The sequence below is a fragment of the Candidatus Bathyarchaeota archaeon genome (assembly GCA_026014585.1).
Taxonomy (GTDB): Archaea; Thermoproteota; Bathyarchaeia; order Bathyarchaeales; family Bathycorpusculaceae; genus Bathycorpusculum.
Map to the genome: position 1 here is coordinate 95,197 of JAOZIA010000005.1, position 17,434 is coordinate 112,630.

Genomic DNA, 17,434 nt, shown 5'->3' on the forward strand with positions numbered 1-17,434 from the left:
ACTGATTGCTTAAAACAAAACTTTTTTGGGTGCTAAATATTGCGCCTCACGCAGTTCGTGGCGGCTTAATCCGGTTTAAACAGTACCGCATAAAACAAAAAATCACCAACAAAAACGCAAAAATCATAATTGCAGATCCCCTTACAAAAATAAAAATTACCAAAGAAGAAAATGCCAAGTTTATAGTTAACGGTATCCTCAAATTTTATGATTTTAACGTTGGAGGAAACAGTCTTATCCAAATTTATCTTGGCAAAAACGCAACTTTCCAAATTGATGGCAATTTTGTGATTGGCAAAGGCGTAAAAATCAGTGTTGAAAAAGAGGGGATTTTGTATATTGGCGGCGATAAAGCTGGTCTTCACTCGGGTATCTCATGTGATACGCGAATCATGGTTTTAAAACATGTAGAAATCGGCAGTGACTTCGGTTGTTCATGGAATGTTTTTATAACTGACAGTGACTGGCACTATGTTGAGTATGATGGCAAACCTACTTCTATGCAGTCAGATGTTAAAATAGGTGACAGAGTTTGGGTTTGCCCTGAATGCAGTATCCTAAAAGGTACTGTGATAAATGATGGCTGTATTATCGGAACAAAGTCTCTCCTAAACGGGAAAACTTATCCGTCAAACTCACTTGTTGCAGGGATACCTGCCAAGGTTGTAATGCGTCAAGTGAAGTGGAGACGAGAGTTACCAATTTCGTCTTAATTTTATACCTTTTAGGCGCTTAAACTGCAATTAGTCTCTAAGCATCAAATTTAAAAGCCTGTTTTAGCTCATAAAACATGATTTATGATCACCGATTTTTCTTCTGAAAACAAAGGTACAGTTACCCTTTGTGCTTACACGCCAGAGCACAAAAATCAATGGAACACTTTTGTTTCTACGTCAAAAAACGGCGTTTTCTTATTCTACCGTGAATACATGGACTACCACTCTAACCGCTTCCAAGACCATTCTTTAATGTTCTTTAATGAGGATCAGTTAGTTGCTTTGCTTCCTGCAAACGTTTACAAAGAAACCCTATACAGTCATGGTGGGTTGACGTTTGGTGGAGTAATCAGCGGGTTTAACATGAAAACTCCTTTGATGCTTAACATTTTTGAAGCTCTTTTGAACCATTGCAGGAATCAATCAATTAAAGAAGTTGTTTACAAGACAATACCCTACATTTATCATCTGGTACCTTCTGATGAAGACTTGTATGCGCTTTTTACCTGTAAAGCACGATTAGAAATTCGAAATGTTTCCTCTTGCATTTTGCTCCCTAAAGCCAGCGAGTTTGCCTACAGCAGAAAAAGAAACATACAGAAAGCACAAAAAAACGGTATAGTGGTTCGTCAGTCCTCAGATTTTGGGTCTTTCATGAAGATACTGGCTGATTCTTTGCAGACACGGCATAACGTTAAGCCTGTGCATACATTGGAGGAGATTAAGCTTTTAGCAAGCAGGTTTCCCGAGAACATCAAATTGTTTGCGTCCTTTCAAGATAGCGCTATGCTTGCGGGCATAGTGGTTTATGAAAGCAAAAACGTTACTCACATCCAGTACGCCGCTAACTCCCCAAAAGGTCGGGACATAGGTGCACAAGATATAATCGAAGACTACCTTATCAGAGAACAGTACAAGAACAAGAAATACTTTGATTTTGGAATCTCTACAGAAAAAATGGGCCATTTTCTAAATTTAGGTTTAATTCGGCGTAAAGAAAACTTTTCCGCAAGCGCCATAATGTATGACACCTATCAGATAATCGTTTAAAACTTTTAGAGGCGATTTTTTGAGTTATTACCCGTTTGTCTCAATTATTATTCCAACCTTTAAAAGGGCACAATTGATAGGATACGCTCTTGAAGGCTTAACCAAACAAACCTACAACAACTTTGAGGTTCTGGTGATTCTTAAGCCCAGCGGAGACAAAACCCCAGAGGTAGTTAACAACTACAAAAACAAGCTAAACATTCGCCTCTTCAACTACACCCGAAAAAGCGGTGGATGTGTAACCGACCAGCTAAACGTCGGCTTAAAACTCGCTTCTGGAGATGTAATCATTTTCCTAGATGATGATGCGGTTCCTGCACCTGACTGGCTAGAAAACCATGTTAAAAGCTACAATGTGGGTGTCGGTGGGGTTTCAGGCAATGTTATTCCATCATTTTTAAGTGGTGATGTTGCGGTGCCAGTTGCGGGGCGAAGCTCAGAAATTATCCCTGAGTACCATGTTTCCCTGTTTGATGTTGGCAGAAAACTTTGGAGTTGCCCCATTGATGGCCAAGAAGATTTTCTAGTGTACATTTCCAAGGCAGGTATTGTAGATTACAATTTGAGTATGGCCCAGCAAGCTAACAGCAAAGTCACGAAATCGCTTCTTGGCATGGGCGCTAACATGTCCGTTTTGAGGAAACCGTTGAAGGATTTTTCATTTCCCGCGTGGACTTATGGGGTAGCATGGGAGCAGTATCTGGGGTGGTATTTGTGGAAAAAAGGTTATGTTCTGCTTTTTAACCCAAATGCTAAAGTTAACCATCTTTCGCATGGTCAAACGCTTAGCCGCAACTTAACTGACCATAACCGGATGGTTCTACGTCAAGTTGAAACTCAACTGCTGTTTTTCCGTCTTTACAGTTCTGAACCTAGCCTTTCAGTTATGCATAGGCTTTCCTGGGTTATAATCAATCTTTCACTAAAAGTAAAGCATGCCCAAAACCTAAGAGAAGTAACGGATTTGCTGAAGAGCATTTTTATCGCCAACATTTCAGGATTTCAAATGTTACTCTCAAAAAAGCCAGCCTAAAAATTTGGAGAACAACATTTTGAGTTATAAAAAACAGCTCATGGAAAATAAGCGACTGTTTGATAAAGCTGAAAAATTGGCGGTTACCTCATACAGTAAAGGTAATTACGAATCTGCTGTAGCCTGGGCAAAGATTGCTGCTCACTTTGCTTTTGTTCGTCACCCTGGCTTTTATTTTGATTCAACCCTGGAAGAAATGCTTATTTCTATAGCAAAAAAAATCGATGGAGAACTTGTTAACCCTAACGATTGCCTGCGGGGTATAAAGCCAGTGACTAAGGGCAAAACACGTTTTTTGCATGTTATCACTGAAAGTTACAGCACAGGTGGACATACCGCTTTTGTTTCAAGATGGATAGAAAACACGCGCCAAAGCTCTGTGCACAGCCTAGTAGTAACGTCTAATGACAAAGAATCTCACTCCCCGCTACATACTGTCATAAAAAAATCGCAAGGACAATATGTTTCTCTTCCAGAAATTTCAAGTAACATCTTCAAACAAGCACTTTTCCTAAGAAAATTTGCCCACGAAAACGCTGACATCGTAGTCTTGGTAGTTCACCCCTTCGATCCTTTGCCGACACTTGCATTCGGCGTGGAGGGTGGACCCCCAGTAATCCTGATTAATCATGCAGACCACACCTTTTGGATTAATGCCAGCATTGTAGATTTAGCGGTTGATTATCACTTTTCTGGCGCTGATTTATGTGTTAAACGCCGCGGATTGTCACGGTCAAAGATTCTGCCTATACCCTTAACAAAAAACGATGTCAAGCCCTTCAAAGACGCTGCCCGTGCACAGTTAGGCTTGTCTTCCAAAGACGTGATGTTGTTAGCGGTTGGGCGTCCAGAGAAGTTTTTGCCCTACGGTAAATATGATTTCTTGAATGTTATGGTTGATGTTCTAAAAAGTCATCCTAACGCAAAATTGTTCGCGGTGGGACCCGCAAATCAGGGGCTTTGGGCAAAATCTGCACTGCAAGTTGATGGAAGAATCAAAGCGTTAGGCCTGTTGGATCGGGCTTCTTTAGAAACATTGTATCAAGCGGCTGACTTGTATGTAGGGAGTTTTCCGTGTGCAAGCGGAACCGCTTTTCTTGAAGCGGGTGCCCATAGTATACCTGCTGTTTGTTTGGAGATTAAAGAGCTTCCGCATATTAGCGGTTGTGATGATGTTTCTTTTCTAAAACAGTTCACTGCGGCAAAGTCAACTGGAGAATTTGCGGATTTGCTTGATTTGATGATAAATGATTCTGGCGCGTATTTTGGGAAAGCTCATGATTTGAAGGAAAGTATTGAACATGAACATTGTGCTCCGGGTTGGAATCGTTACTTAGATGACATACTGCATTCTTTGCCTTCTGAACATCAAATACGTGTACCTCGCAAAGTTGCCTCTGGACTGGAGTACTATGACGTTTATGTGGCATATTTGGATTCAAAAATTCTTCTCGACGAGTTACCCTATTACTCTTTTAATAGGTTGATATATTCCAACAGGGAAAACCTGTCTAAACAGCAGTCCTTATGGGTTCAAGCTAACGTTCTCATGAATGCCTTAATTAAAGTAAACAGTTTAAGAAGCGCCCGAGAATGCATCAATAACATAAAGAAATTTGTCAGCAGAGCCTAACTGTTAGGCTTCTACTTTTCAGGAGAAACTACTTTGAGTTTAGTAAGCTTAGTAAAAATTAACAATGTAAACCAGCGTCTTGCATACAAACAAGCTATCGCTGAAGCATTAGACCTGATTGGTTACACTTTTAAAGGCAACATAAAAACAGTCGTGATTAAACCTAACCTGTGCTATTACCTTGAATGTTCAACGGGACAAACCACTGACCCCAAATTCGTAGCAGACTTAATAGACCTCATCAGAGAGAAAACATACCCCACAATAGACATCTCCATAATTGAATCCGATGCCTCCGCAATGCGCTGCAAACACGTGGACCGAATGCTGGGCTATGAGCAACTTGCCCAAGAAAAAAACGTAAAACTCATAAACCTCTCCGAAGAAGACGCCACGCCAGCCACAGTTTCTTGCAACCAAAAAAGCTATACTTTTAATGTTCCAAAAATAATCCAAAACGCCGACCTAAAAATTGACATTGCAAAAATCAAGTACACCGTTGACCCTGTTAAGCTGACCTGTGCACTCAAAAACATCTACGGCTGCAATCCATACAAGAAAAAATATGAATACCACACTAACCTAGGCAACGTGATTGTAGCTTTAAACAAAGCTATGCGTTTTAACCTCTTCCTCATTGACAATAACATCGCTTCAGGCGTTCAACCAAGACGACTGGGACTCACCATGGCAAGCCTTGACCCAGTAGCGTTAGATGTTGCTTGCGCCCAAATCGCCTGGTTAAACCCCGAAAAAATTCCCTATTTTAAAACTGCAGAAAAAGAGGGTGTGGGTTCTAGAGAATTTTTGGCTAAAGGCGCGCCGCTGGAGGATTTCAAAGCGTTGTATCCTAAAAAAGCCTTCCGAAGCAAATTCATGGGCTTGGTGCTTAAGGTGATTCTTAAGGTTGGGCTTGGAAAAAGAATGGGGCTTGAATAAGGAGGTTTTCCTTTTGACTGTTAAACTGGGTATAATTGGACTGGGCTTTATTGGACAAACACATCTAAAACATAGCTTAAAACTACAAGACGCACAAGTTATCGCGGCTGCAGATGTGTCAACAAAAGCCTTACAGAACGCCAAAAACATGGGCGTGAAAAAAACATTCAACAATTACGTTGACTTGCTAAAAGACCCCGAAGTTGATGCCGTGCTGATTTCCCTACCAACACATCTTCACTTAAAATGCGCCATAGACACTGCTGAAGCACACAAGAATATTTTTCTTGAAAAACCCATCGCGGTATCTGTGAATCAAGCCAGACAAATCATCAACGCCGCAAACCAAAACTCGGTCAAACTGATGGTTGGTTATCCCTTGCGGTTCAACAAAACATTTCTTAACCTAAAAAGCCAGTTGGAAAACGGGTTAATCGGCGATGTGGAAAACGCGCATGCAACCTATGTTAGTTCAGGCCCCTTCTTTCATCGGGCTGTAGGTTACTCGCCTGTTCCTGTCCCTGAATGGTGGTTTAACGCTGCAGAATCCGGAGGCGGAGTGCTCATGGATTTAGGTTGTCATCTCATCAACCTTTTGCGGTGGATGCTTGGCGAAGTAGTGGATGTTAAGGGCTACTTTGGGCATCGTTTGAACTTGGATTTTGAGGATTCCGCGTTGTGTCTTGCCAAGTTTAATTGTGGTGCGGTGGCTATGATTAATGTGGGCTGGTTTTCACAAGAGTACGCTCTTAAACTGAACATGCTTGGAACTGTTCGCAACGTTTTCACTGAGCACATGCCGCCCAGCTCAATATCTGGTGCATATCAAATGTTTACTAAAGGCATATCCAGTTTTCTTCAACCGCATTTAGATGAACTGCAATATTTTGTTGATTGTCTAAAAAATAATCAGTCGCCATCGCCGTCTGGAGAGGACGCTTTATTGGATTTAGAGGTTATATCCAAAGCCTATAAAAACAGGATACAGTTAGAGTAACAGCGTTCGGTTGAATGGTGCTACATGGATAAAGCGTTACAAATGGGCAAATCTTCAGCAACAGGCAGCTTCCATTTGTTAATCGGAGTGGTAGCATCATCAGTAATCATGGCTGTCGGCACCCTGATCTTAGCATCCCTCCTATCAGACAACGAATTAGGGCTGTACGGTGTAGCCTTAATTCCCGCGTCAATGATTAACTTCTTTAGAGATTTAGGCGTCAACTCAGCAATGACCCAGCAAATCGCTGCGTTGCGGTCTTCTGGGCGTGACTCTGAAATTCATAAAGTGATTGTTTCTGGGACAATTTTTGAATTAATCGGCGGCGTAGCCCTCTCTTTGGCTTGCTTTGCCCTTTCAGGTCCTCTGGCTATTATCCTACAAAGACCTGAAGTTACCAATTTAATCGCAATCTACTCACTGTCTATCTTTACGGGTGCTGTGATTGCAGCTACATCCGCGATTTTCATTGGGTATGAACGCATGTGGCTTAACAGTTCCGCTACCATCGTTCAGTCTGTAGTTAAAACTTCTCTTGGACCCTTATTGGTTATTCTCGGCTTTAGTGTTTTAGGCGCCGTTGTTGCAGCAACTGTCTCTGTTTTGGCGGGTGCACTGGTTTCGTTTGCACTGATTTATTTCAAACTGTACCGATATCTTAAAAAAGATAAAATCCCTTGGAGCGAAATCACTGCAAGCATAAAATCAATGCTAAACTATGGTGTTCCTCTTTCTGTTTCAAATTTGGTTGTGGGGTTGTTGCCTCAAGCGGTTGCTTTCCTGATGGCAGTTTATGCTTCAAACCCTACCATGGGTAACTATTACGCTGCAACATACTTTAACGTCATTATAACCTTTGTCTCTTTTCCAATAGCCACTGCTCTTTTCCCAGCATTCTCCAAATTGGACCCAAAAAAGGAATCGGGCCTTCTACAAACAGTTTTTGCAACTTCAGTAAAATACACATCTTTACTTATGATTCCCGTAGCAATGATTATGATTACCCTCGCTGCACCAATAGTTAACACACTATTTCCCGCAGACGGCATAATCAACTCTCTTTTTGTTGTTGGAGCAGCTCCCAAGTTTCCTTATGCAGCCATGTTTTTGGCGCTCTCTTCATTAATTAGTCTCTTGCCCCTTTTTGGCACAATTAGTTTAGGCACGTTTCAAACCGGTATTCGAGAAACTAACCAGATAATGAAACAAAGTATTTTGTCCTTGGTGATTTCGCTTCCTGCAACGTACTTTTTGATTGTATATCTTAAATCAATTGGTGGAGAAGCCTTTGCTGTTGTTGGTGGTATTCTTGGAATTTTGCTTTCATGCTTGCCGGGTCCTATGTGGGGTCTGTATTGGAGTTGGAAAAAATATGGCGTAAAAGCCAACTTTAAGTCTTCAGGAAAAATCTTCATTGCAGCCCTATTTGCATCATTAGTCACGTTTGTATTTATTACATTTGTTAGTTTGCCCTACTCAATATTGCTTGTTTTGGGTTTCATCATTTTCGTAACAGTTTACTTAGTTACAGCTCCGTTGATTGGCGCGGTTAGTCAAGCAGACATTGATAATTTTAAAACAATGTTTTCTGGGTTGGGAATTGTTTCTAAAATTCTTAATTTGCCCTTACTTTTAATGCGTAAAATCTGTAGGGAAAACGGCTACAAAAAAGAATAGAACAAATAACAATAAATTCTATAAGTATCATATATTATTAGGCGAGTTTTTGTAATGAATCCGAAAGAAAAAATGTCGGCTGTTGCCGCATCTTTTGTTGCTTTAGGTGCTTTATGTATTATTCTATCTGTTTTTTATACAAACCAGATTTTAGCCTTTGTTGGTCTAGGTTTGATTTTTTGGGGTGCAATTTTTAGTTTTACCCATGTAGGAAACATGGTGGAAGCCTCCTTCATGGACAGCACAGCAAAATCAAACTATTCAACCCTAAACCGAATAATGAATAACTATGCCTTCACAGGCAAAGGCTACTACATTCCTGCCTACCCTTCAGATGTTGTTATACCAAGGTACCTTCACAGTCTAAGAGAATCTCTTGTTTTCATCACCAACGAATCATACAAGGGTCCACCATCCATTGATGACATGGTTAAAGGCAAGTTTTTGTCATCTAACACTAATGGTCTTTTTGTCACAGCACCTGGCTATGATTTATTATCTGATTTTGAAGCAGAACTCAAAGTTGATTTATCCACAGTCAAATCTTCAGATGTATTTGAACTACTGACGCGAAGCATCATAGAGTCAAACTTGGCAAAAAACGTGAAAATATCTTTTAAAGCAGAAAACCTTGTCAGTTTAGAAGTTTCACCTGTAATTTTCCAAAGCCTATATGTGAATCAAACAAACTTGCAAGTGGTTAATGCTCTGGGTTGCCCAGTTGTTAGTGCTGTAGCTTGTGCATTAGCTAAAAATTTTGCAAAATCCGTCTCAATAAGGGAGCAGAAAGTTTCTGGCGGGAAAGTTGAGGTTTTATTTGAGGTCTTGGGGTGATGCATGATGTTTTTTCCGTTGTCCTTGTCTGATGTAAGTTTGTGGCTTGCAGTTGTAGCAGTCATCGTTGTTGTTGGTTCAGAACTGCTTTATTCCCTGCCAGAGTACGTGTCAAGTTTAGTTGATAAAAAACTTTTGAGGCTAGTGGCTGTTGGGTGCGGTTTAGCGTTTGGAGTAACTGTTTTTATGCGTGTAATTCAATTGATTTAAAGAAAGTTAGCTTTGTTCTCCTGTTATTATTATGTTAAAGCTGAAGTTAGTTATGCTGGAATCTATTATTGGGCTAACGTTTAATGAAATTGTGGCGCTTATGGACTGACCTGCTGTTAACGCAGTGTTTTCTCTGTTCCAGCCAAGGGTCATTGGCCCAGCGGCGGCTTCAGGAGTCCAGTCGGTACAGTTCATGCTTAGCGTGATAGGCACGCCGCCTGTGTTTTTGATGTATACTGTTTTGCTTGCTGAACCGCCTGCGGCTATGGTGTCCCAGTCTATTGATGTGCATTTTTGTGTACAAGCTTGGTCATTATAGACTGCTACGTTGATTGTAGTGATGTTTCCGCTTGAGGGAACTTGGTCGTTTGCGGATAAGGTTGCAGCTGTCATGATGGTGAGTGATACGGATGCTACTATTGCTATTAGGAGTATGGTTATTGTTTTGTTTATTTTCATTTCAACCACCTCTATCTCATAACGCAAGACTTGAGTATTAATAAAGATTGTTTATTTAGATAATTTATTTTAAATAACACATAAATACACGAAACCATGCCGCCTGAATCCAGACAGCACAAAAAGCTGCCGCAGACGAGCATCACAAAATACACTCTAAACCTCAACGCTTAATAGCCACGAAAAAAATTCCAACCCCCTCTAAAAGAGGAAAAAACCACTTGTTTGCAGTTGGACACATGGCTATAGCATACCTTCTCGGTAAAGCATCCGCAAAAGCCCTCCACACTAAAATAAACATACCCCTCATACTTGTCGCCTCCATATTACCCGACATAGACATAGTATTTAGCACAATCTCGGGGACAGAATTACACCGTGGCATAACACACTCAATACTTTTTGCAGTAATCCTGTTTTTACCCTTTTTCTGGAAATACAAAAAACAAGCCATACCCTACTTCATAGCCTTCTTATCCCACTCTCTAATCGCAGACTTCATAATGGGTGGAAACGTGCAGCTTTTGTGGCCTTTGCAGGCTAGTTATGGTTTAGCTGAGCTTGGAGGTCCCTTTATTGACGTGTTTAGTGTAGGGGACGAGATTGTTGAGCTTGCGCTGTTTGCGGTTGCTGTAACCTTAATGATTAAAACTGGTGATTATCGCGTGTTTTTCAAAGCAGACAAAACTAACCTGTTTATGATAATTCCAACCGCCACTGTGCTTCTTCCGCCCCTAATCGGCTACCCCCTCTCACAACCGCTAATCTGCACTTTCCCTGCTTTGGCACTATCCCATGTGGTTTGTCTTGTTGTGTTTGTGGCAGCCATCACGATAACCCTCCGCTCCCTTAAATCATTTCAAGACCTCTACAAACCCAACTAAACTGCTCAATTCAATCATCCAATACGTTTAGAGATATGTTCTTCTTGGAACTGCCACTATGCAACATCTATTGGTGATTTATTGCAAAATTTGGTTCTGGCGGGTTTCTTGGTAATGCGAAAGTGGTCGCATGAGAGACCAGCATCTTAAATTCGTAAAATCACATTACCAACAGACTTCTTTAGTGTATCAGCGAATTCTTGGAATGTCTCTGGCGGATATTGGTTTAGTGTCTCAAAACGTTTGTCCAATGTATCGTTTGCTATGAATTGTTGCAGCGCAACGGTTTTTGCGCCTTTTAATAGTTCGGCGATGACGGCGATGTCTTGGGCGGTTACAATTTCGGGAACCACTGTTATGCGGAACTCGCAAGGAACATTGCTTGTTTTGAGCAGTTCAATGGAACGTAGAAAACCTGAAATGTCTTTTGCACCTAAAAGAGGGTACTTTTCAGGGCTGGTTTTAACATCTAACGCTACATAATCAACGCTTGAGAGGCACTCTTGCAGTACATCTGGATAAAACCCGTTTGTATCCAGCTTCACTAAGAAACCATGTTCTTTGAGTTTGGCTATGAACTGGGGCAATTCTTTGTGCATGCAGGGTTCTCCGCCTGTAATAACGACGGCATCAACGTATTTTTTGCGTGCCTCCAAAATCTCCCACGCTAGCCCTTCCGCGAGAAAGGGCGGTTGGGGGTTGGTTGCTATGCGCCAGTTGTGGCAGTAGGGGCAGCGCAGGTTGCATCCAGGAGTGAACAGTACGCTAGCTATTTTGTCGGGGAAATCAAGTAAACTGGTTTTTTGTAGTCCGCTAAACTTCATGATATCCTTCACTCTTAAGTTGACGCTGGAACTTGAGCAGTTTGCTGTACTGTTGAGCGGTCAAAGGTTTTGCGTATATCGAATTCTGCTCGTTTGCCATCGTTCCACTGGTCAACAGGACGCAGATAGCCGACTACTCGCGAGTAAATCTCGCTTGTTGCACCGCAGACTGGGCAGGTTTTGTGTTCTCCGCTTTGGTAGCCATGTGTTGGGCAGACGCTAAAGGTAGGTGTTAATGTGAAGTAAGGCAGTTTTGAGTTCCATGCAACTTTCTTTATAAGTTCAGCAGCAGACTTCCATGATTGCAAGCGTTCTCCAAGGAAGATGTGGAAAACAGTTCCACCGGTATATAGTGACTGCAGGGTTTCCTGATTTTCCAGTGCATCAAAGAGGTCACCTGAAAAGTCAACAGGTAACTGAGAACTGTTAGTGTAGAAGGGTTCCGCGCGATTAGCAAGGATTTGTTTTTGGTTGGCAAAGATGATGTTGCGGTAGCGTTTTTGATCTAAGCGGGCAAGACGGTATGATGTGCCCTCTGCCGGAGTGGCTTCAAGATTGTATATGCTGCCTGTTTCCTCCTGATAATCTACAAGATGCTTACGCATGAACGAGAGTATTTTAACGGCGAAAGCTTGCCCCTCTTTTGAGGCGATATTTTGCCCAATCAAGTTAATGACGGCTTCGTTTATGCCTACTATGCCGATGGTTGAGAAGTGATTTTTCCAGTATCTGCCATATCCCTCGTAGACATGGCGTAGGTAGCGTCTGCTGTAGGGGTACAAGCCGTTTTCGGTGAATGCTTCAAGGACTTTACGTTTTATTTCTAAGCTGGCTTTAGCGGTTTCCATGAGTTTTTCTAGTCGCTCAAAGAATTCCGCTTCATCCTTAGCGAGATATCCAATTCTTGGAATGTTAAGTGTGACTACTCCGATGCTACCTGTAAGGGGGTTTGCTCCAAAGAAGCCTCCTCCACGTTTTCGGAGTTCACGATTGTCAATTCTTAGACGGCAACACATGCTGCGTACGTCTTCGGGTTTCATGTCGCTGTTAACAAAGTTGCTAAAGTATGGTACGCCGTATTTGGCGGTGACTTCAAAGATTGCTTGCGACACTTTGGAGTCCCAGTCAAAGTCTTTGGTTATGTTGTATGTTGGGATTGGGAAAGTGAAAACTCTGCCTTTGCTATCACCTTGTTTCATGACTTCTGCGAAGGCTACGTTGAACATTTCCATTTCTTTGGTCATGTCGCCGTAGGTATCTTGGGTTACTTTACCGTTGTAGATGACGGCTTCGTTTTTCATGAAACTAGGAACAGTTAAGTCTAAGGTTAAATTGGTGAAAGGTGTTTGGAAACCCACACGAGTTGGAACGTTCATGTTGAAGAAGAACTCTTGAAGCGCCTGCTCAACATCTTTCTGCTGTAAATGGTCATATCGAATGAAAGGAGCAAGGTATGTGTCAAAGTTGCTAAACGCTTGTGCTCCAGCAGCTTCACCTTGAAGGGTATAGAAAAAGTTTACAATTTGACCTAATGCGGTGCGGAAGTGTTTTGCGGGTTTGCTCTCAATTTTTCCAGCTACACCTCCAAAACCTGACATTAGAAGGTCACTTATGTCCCAACCGACACAGTAGGGCCCCAGTACGCCTAAATCGTGGATGTGTATGTCGCCTGAAAAGTGTGATTCCGCTATTTTTTGTGGGTAAATTCGTGAAATCCAGTATTTGGCGATTACTGTTGAAGAAAGATAATTGTTTAGTCCCTGCAGGGAGTAGCTCATGTTGCTGTTTTCTTTAACCCTCCAATCTTCAAGCTGCAGGTACTGGTCTACCATGTCTGAAGAACTCAGGAGCGCTGCGAGTTCACGCATGTCATTGTGTTGTTTACGGTAGAGGATGTAGGCTTTTGCTGTTTGGGCATGACCGTTTTCGATTAAACGTTTCTCAACTATGTCTTGGATTTCTTCAACTGTTGGTACGCCATCTTCGCCATATTTCTTGTTGAGTTCAGCCATGACTTCATCGCTGATGCGTTTGGCTTGTTCTTTGTCTCTACCACCCACTGATTTTACTGCTTTCCAAATGGCATGTGTAATACGTTCTTGATCGAAGGGTTCTAGTTTACTATCACGTTTTAATACGAACTTCATTTTTTCTTTACCTCAAGGAGTACTCGCCTGAAGTCTTCAGGCTCTTCAAATTTTTTGTAAACTGATGCGAAGCGAATGTACGCTACGCGGTCGACGTTTTTGATGTACTTCATTATTAAATCGCCGATTTCAGCAGTGGCGACTTCTTCGGTACCTTTTAGCATCAAATCTTGACGTACAAGTCCAGCTAACTCGTTGATTTGGCTCATTGAAACAGGGCGTTTTTCGCATGCTTTTTGTAAGCCGCGGATTATTTTGTTAACGTCGAAGCGTTCAAGCTTGTTGTCTTTTTTGCGCACCATCAATTCCACTGTTTCCACGTACTCATAAGTTGTGAAGCGTTTGCCGCAGTTTACGCATTCTTTTCTTCTGCGCGTGCTGTTGTCTGGGGAGTCGCGTGTTTCGAGTGTTTTGAAGTTTTCTGAGGCGCAGTAGGGGCATTTCATAGGTATATTCTCTCGTGCAGGATTATATGTGTAGTGTAAACAAGCTTTTCTATACACTATATTTAGCGCATATATAAGTTCTTTTTACATCAATTATGAAATAATACGATAACCGCTAACTTGCTCCCCATAAAAATTATACAAAAAAACCAAAATAAAAAACCAACAAAAAAAGTCCATTCCAAAAAAGAAGCCTAAATAAACTATATACTCAAAAAAGTCAGCCCTTGCTCAAAAACTGATTAAGCCAAAAACTTTTGCCTTGACCTGTTAATGTAATCAATAAATTCCAAATCATTAGCGCTATCAAAAACATCAGGCAAATTAATCTTAGCATACAAATTTTTAAGTATTAAAATCTCAATAAAGCGGGAACCTGTCCCAAAAATTTTTTCAATACCCTCTTGGAAACAGTCAATTTTTTGGGGAATTTCTTCATAACTCAGTTGAAATTGGCTTTTTAGGTGAAAGTATATAGCGTCACGTACGGTGCCACCTAAACTGTTGAAAGAGTCGTCTATGGCCTGTAGCAAGAGTTGATTGAAGTCTCTTGATTTCGTAGCCATTAAGATACCCACGTATGTGTTGGCGTTGAATGTATTTAAATATAGTAGGGCAACTTAGCGTTTACTTGAAAGTTAAACTATTACCCTAATTTTTTACGATGAATACTCTCACTAAGCAAACTTAACTCCTTAACATAATCCAACAAAGCCAACCGCAATGTCTCACTCTCACTTGCACCCAAACGCAAAGCCAACTCCGAGAGCATCTCACGTTGCTCTTTGCTCAGCACGACTTTTACCACGCATTTTCTTGCCAAATTTTTTTCACTTCACCCACTCAGATGGTCATAGTTTACCCCACAGACGACCAAACCTATGGTACAATTCGACTTTTCAGTTTCCCACTATATAATGATGGTATCAGATGTGTGAGGAAAAACAGTATGCCATGGGAAGAAACAGAAAAACAAATCAGAAGCGGGCACAAAGCGCCTGAAGACTTCCAAAAAGATACCCAGAAAACCATTACTCTAAACGAACAAGAAGGAATCCAAGCAATAATTGCAAAGCCAAATGGTAAAGAAACATTGGAAATTCAAAGTTACCTATTCTCAAAAGACAAAGGCTGGACAATAGAGAAAGCCCAAGAATGGTTCAACAAACTCCACCCCACAAAAGAACACCTCCACATAATAATGCCCTTCGCAATCGCCGAGAAAATTCTAGACCAACCCCTCAAAATTCGCGGTTTAGCCATGTCCACGGGACTGAGTCGAAACATGAATTTTTACACGCCACAAGAACTTGAGGCTTTCGCAGGCAAACTTGCAGATGCACCTGTTTATCTTGAGCATGTTTCAGCGCAGAATGCGGTGGGCAAAGTCACCCGTGCAGAATGGGACGGCAAAAACATCATCTATGAAGCAGAAATCTATGACGAAGACACCGCAGAGAAGATTCGCAGAGGCTTACTTCAGCACGTAAGCGTGGGAGCGGATTATCAAACAGTTGACCAAGTAAATGGCAAAGTCCCCCATGGCCTTTTTAACGCGGAGATGAGTTTGGTGGCGGTTCCAGGAATTTCAGAAACCAACATCCAAATCATCGAAAAACTTCACCTCAAAGAACAAGCATACGAGCCCATATTGTCGGGCGAATACACACTGGGATTTTATCAAGACACCGCAGCTTTTCTGCCCGAACATTTCAGCACAGTTTGGTTGGATAAGGAAAAAGGTGTTTTAGCCGTAATGGGCAAGCCACAAGAACAACCCAGCCTTCAGCGTACCCAAGCCATATTCTTCTCTAAAGGTCACTGGGACCAAACCAGTATCAAAGACTGGCTTAGCCTGCACCCAAGCTACCAAACACCAGTCACAACTCCAACCCTGCCCGACAGCAACCCCGTACCAAGTTTAACCCAAAAAACCCCCGAACCCAGCATCCCAGTAAGTCAAGCCGCGAAGCTAATAGAATAGGTTTTACCCACACCGATAATTCAACGTAGTTGGAGTCTTGGACCACAACGTATGTGCCAAGAGCTAAGGCGTGTGGTTTTGAGGCTTCGTAGTTTGCAGGAAAGTCACATTGTTGACCGCAAGTAACCATGGATGAACTTGGTGAAAACGAAACAAAAAGGAGAACACAAAAATGACTGATTTAACCGAGAAAACTTGGCTTTCAATAGGCGAAACCGACGACCCAAACGCCATAATCGAATCCTTTGAGGCAGAAGCACCCGTAACCAAAGGCGACCCTGTCTATTTAAGCTCAGACCACAAAGTTTCACCCGCCGCAGCCGCACAGGAATGTATAGGCATAGCAGTTAAAAGCGCAAATGCCGAGGCTCAATGTCCCGTGCTGGTTAAGGGCAGAGTTAAGGTGAAGGCTGGCGAAGCAATCACGCGGGGCAAAGCAGTTTACGGCGCTGACTCATCTAATCGTGTTTTAGAACTCTCCGATCAGGCTGTAGACGAAGCTGGTTCAGCAACCTATACGCTCTATTTTAACCGCAAACTTGGAACCGCCCTAGAAACCACCGCAACCGCTGACGACTTGCTGTTCATCCAACTGTAGGTAACCCAAAATGAAACCTAAACTTTTTGAATCTCTCATAGCACAAGACGGCGAATTCAAAGAACACCTCGAAACCCTCAAACATAAAACCGCAGTCCATCCCTTCCTTAAACGCTACTGCGAAGTAGGCGTAAAGGAAGGCTTGTTTAGCGACACTATCTCAGCCATCGGCCACATGCACGACACGCTAGTTCAGGCAGCTTACCCCGACATGATAGGCAGAAACATCATCACTGTCATGCCAACCACTGAACCCGTAGAGCGTTTCCCGCTGGACGAGAAAGCAGTCGCCTACAAGTACGCGGAAGGAGCAGCCACACGTCTAAGTGGCTCAAAAAACGGCATCACAGACATATACACCAACATCCTAGCCGAATCCTCAGAGGAGTGGACCCGCGAGTTTCTTGAAGACGCAACCTGGAACGTAATGAACACCATGGTTGACAAGGTCGGCAGAGCCCTTGGCGAAGAAGAAACCAACCGCATCATCGAACTCTACGGAGACATAGCAGACGAAGACCTAGCAAGCGGAGACACACTGGACCAAGATGATGCTATTATGGATTGGGATGCAGTTGTAAACCTGCACAATGCGGTTCGCTCAGAAAACTGGCGCCCAACCGTTTTGGCAGTTAACGAAACCCAACTCCACCAGCTACTAACCGACGACAAATTCATACACGCGCAATACCTCCCAGCTGGACAAACAGACCTTGACCAAGCAACAATCTCAAACGTGCTAGGCATGAGAGTTCAAGCAAGCACGCTGGTGCCTAACGGAACCGCCTATGCCATTGATACACGTGTCGCTTCTGTGATGCTTCTGCGCCGAGACGTAACTGTTGAGGATTGGGAAGATATCAAAAACGGCAAATACGGCGTACGAGCAACCACACGATTTGGCATTGGAATCCTACGAAGCAACGCAATCGCCAAGATGACAGGAATATCTGACGAGTTAACCTGAGGCAACCACAATGTCAAAACAATTTTTTTTTCTCCC

Annotated in this window: 19 protein-coding genes; 13 read left to right on the forward strand and 6 right to left on the reverse strand. The window is 42.4% G+C overall.

What is annotated here, in order from left to right:
* The first annotated feature begins 5 nt into the window (after nucleotides 1–5).
* The 9 genes from NWF01_03510 to NWF01_03550 all read left to right on the forward strand — a co-directional run bounded on the left by NWF01_03510 (nucleotide 6) and on the right by NWF01_03550 (nucleotide 9,089).
* Nucleotides 6–713, forward strand: a complete 708-nt coding sequence (locus NWF01_03510; protein MCW4024086.1) for a hypothetical protein — start codon at nucleotides 6–8, stop codon at nucleotides 711–713.
* An 84-nt stretch (nucleotides 714–797) separates the two neighbouring features.
* On the forward strand, nucleotides 798–1,766 hold the full coding sequence (locus NWF01_03515) for a GNAT family N-acetyltransferase (protein MCW4024087.1): 969 nt from the start codon (nucleotides 798–800) through the stop codon (nucleotides 1,764–1,766).
* A gap of 19 nt (nucleotides 1,767–1,785) precedes the next feature.
* Nucleotides 1,786–2,799 carry a glycosyltransferase family 2 protein gene (locus tag NWF01_03520; GenBank protein ID MCW4024088.1) on the forward strand — a complete coding sequence of 338 codons (1,014 nt, stop codon included), beginning with the start codon at nucleotides 1,786–1,788 and terminating at the stop codon, nucleotides 2,797–2,799.
* Nucleotides 2,800–2,818: 19 nt separating this feature from the next.
* Nucleotides 2,819–4,432 carry a hypothetical protein gene (locus NWF01_03525; protein ID MCW4024089.1) on the forward strand — a complete coding sequence of 538 codons (1,614 nt, stop codon included), beginning with the start codon at nucleotides 2,819–2,821 and terminating at the stop codon, nucleotides 4,430–4,432.
* A 33-nt stretch (nucleotides 4,433–4,465) separates the two neighbouring features.
* Nucleotides 4,466–5,371 (forward strand): DUF362 domain-containing protein, encoded by a 906-nt coding sequence (locus tag NWF01_03530; protein MCW4024090.1) that lies wholly within the window; start codon nucleotides 4,466–4,468, stop codon nucleotides 5,369–5,371.
* A 13-nt stretch (nucleotides 5,372–5,384) separates the two neighbouring features.
* On the forward strand, nucleotides 5,385–6,368 hold the full coding sequence (locus tag NWF01_03535) for a Gfo/Idh/MocA family oxidoreductase (protein ID MCW4024091.1): 984 nt from the start codon (nucleotides 5,385–5,387) through the stop codon (nucleotides 6,366–6,368).
* Nucleotides 6,369–6,392: 24 nt separating this feature from the next.
* Nucleotides 6,393–8,045: an oligosaccharide flippase family protein gene (locus NWF01_03540; GenBank protein MCW4024092.1), complete on the forward strand. Its 1,653-nt coding sequence runs from the start codon at nucleotides 6,393–6,395 to the stop codon at nucleotides 8,043–8,045.
* A 54-nt stretch (nucleotides 8,046–8,099) separates the two neighbouring features.
* Nucleotides 8,100–8,879: a hypothetical protein gene (locus NWF01_03545; protein ID MCW4024093.1), complete on the forward strand. Its 780-nt coding sequence runs from the start codon at nucleotides 8,100–8,102 to the stop codon at nucleotides 8,877–8,879.
* Nucleotides 8,880–8,882: 3 nt separating this feature from the next.
* Nucleotides 8,883–9,089 (forward strand): hypothetical protein, encoded by a 207-nt coding sequence (locus NWF01_03550; GenBank protein ID MCW4024094.1) that lies wholly within the window; start codon nucleotides 8,883–8,885, stop codon nucleotides 9,087–9,089.
* Between the two features lie 6 nt (nucleotides 9,090–9,095).
* Here NWF01_03550 and NWF01_03555 read toward each other — a convergent pair whose 3' ends face one another.
* A complete protein-coding gene (locus tag NWF01_03555; GenBank protein MCW4024095.1) occupies nucleotides 9,096–9,548 on the reverse strand; it encodes a hypothetical protein in 453 nt (150 codons plus the stop codon).
* A gap of 239 nt (nucleotides 9,549–9,787) precedes the next feature.
* Between NWF01_03555 and NWF01_03560 the strand changes: the two genes are divergently transcribed.
* Nucleotides 9,788–10,432, forward strand: a complete 645-nt coding sequence (locus tag NWF01_03560) for a metal-dependent hydrolase (GenBank protein ID MCW4024096.1) — start codon at nucleotides 9,788–9,790, stop codon at nucleotides 10,430–10,432.
* Between the two features lie 146 nt (nucleotides 10,433–10,578).
* Here the strand turns inward: NWF01_03560 and NWF01_03565 are convergent, their stop codons facing one another.
* From NWF01_03565 to NWF01_03585, 5 genes are all read right to left on the reverse strand, one after another.
* Nucleotides 10,579–11,256 (reverse strand): anaerobic ribonucleoside-triphosphate reductase activating protein, encoded by a 678-nt coding sequence (locus tag NWF01_03565; protein MCW4024097.1) that lies wholly within the window; start codon nucleotides 11,254–11,256, stop codon nucleotides 10,579–10,581.
* A gap of 14 nt (nucleotides 11,257–11,270) precedes the next feature.
* The gene (locus NWF01_03570; protein MCW4024098.1) at nucleotides 11,271–13,403 is read right to left on the reverse strand and encodes a ribonucleoside triphosphate reductase; all 2,133 of its coding nucleotides are present in this window, start codon (nucleotides 13,401–13,403) and stop codon (nucleotides 11,271–11,273) included.
* On the reverse strand, nucleotides 13,400–13,849 hold the full coding sequence (nrdR, locus tag NWF01_03575; GenBank protein ID MCW4024099.1) for a transcriptional regulator NrdR: 450 nt from the start codon (nucleotides 13,847–13,849) through the stop codon (nucleotides 13,400–13,402). The genes NWF01_03570 and nrdR overlap by 4 nt, the downstream gene beginning before the upstream one ends.
* Before the next feature lie 242 nt (nucleotides 13,850–14,091).
* Entirely contained in the window at nucleotides 14,092–14,415 is a 324-nt protein-coding gene (locus tag NWF01_03580; GenBank protein MCW4024100.1) for a hypothetical protein, read from the reverse strand.
* Nucleotides 14,416–14,495: 80 nt separating this feature from the next.
* Nucleotides 14,496–14,672 (reverse strand): hypothetical protein, encoded by a 177-nt coding sequence (locus NWF01_03585; protein MCW4024101.1) that lies wholly within the window; start codon nucleotides 14,670–14,672, stop codon nucleotides 14,496–14,498.
* Nucleotides 14,673–14,798: 126 nt separating this feature from the next.
* On the opposite strand from NWF01_03585, the gene NWF01_03590 reads away from it, so the two are divergent.
* The 3 genes from NWF01_03590 (at nucleotide 14,799) to NWF01_03600 (ending at nucleotide 17,398) form a co-directional block, all read left to right on the forward strand.
* A complete protein-coding gene (locus tag NWF01_03590; GenBank protein ID MCW4024102.1) occupies nucleotides 14,799–15,833 on the forward strand; it encodes a DUF2213 domain-containing protein in 1,035 nt (344 codons plus the stop codon).
* 172 nt (nucleotides 15,834–16,005) lie between these two features.
* Complete coding sequence (locus NWF01_03595; protein ID MCW4024103.1) at nucleotides 16,006–16,431, forward strand: DUF2190 family protein; 426 nt, start codon at nucleotides 16,006–16,008, stop codon at nucleotides 16,429–16,431.
* 10 nt (nucleotides 16,432–16,441) lie between these two features.
* Nucleotides 16,442–17,398 (forward strand): phage major capsid protein, encoded by a 957-nt coding sequence (locus NWF01_03600; protein MCW4024104.1) that lies wholly within the window; start codon nucleotides 16,442–16,444, stop codon nucleotides 17,396–17,398.
* Nucleotides 17,399–17,434 lie beyond the last annotated feature (36 nt).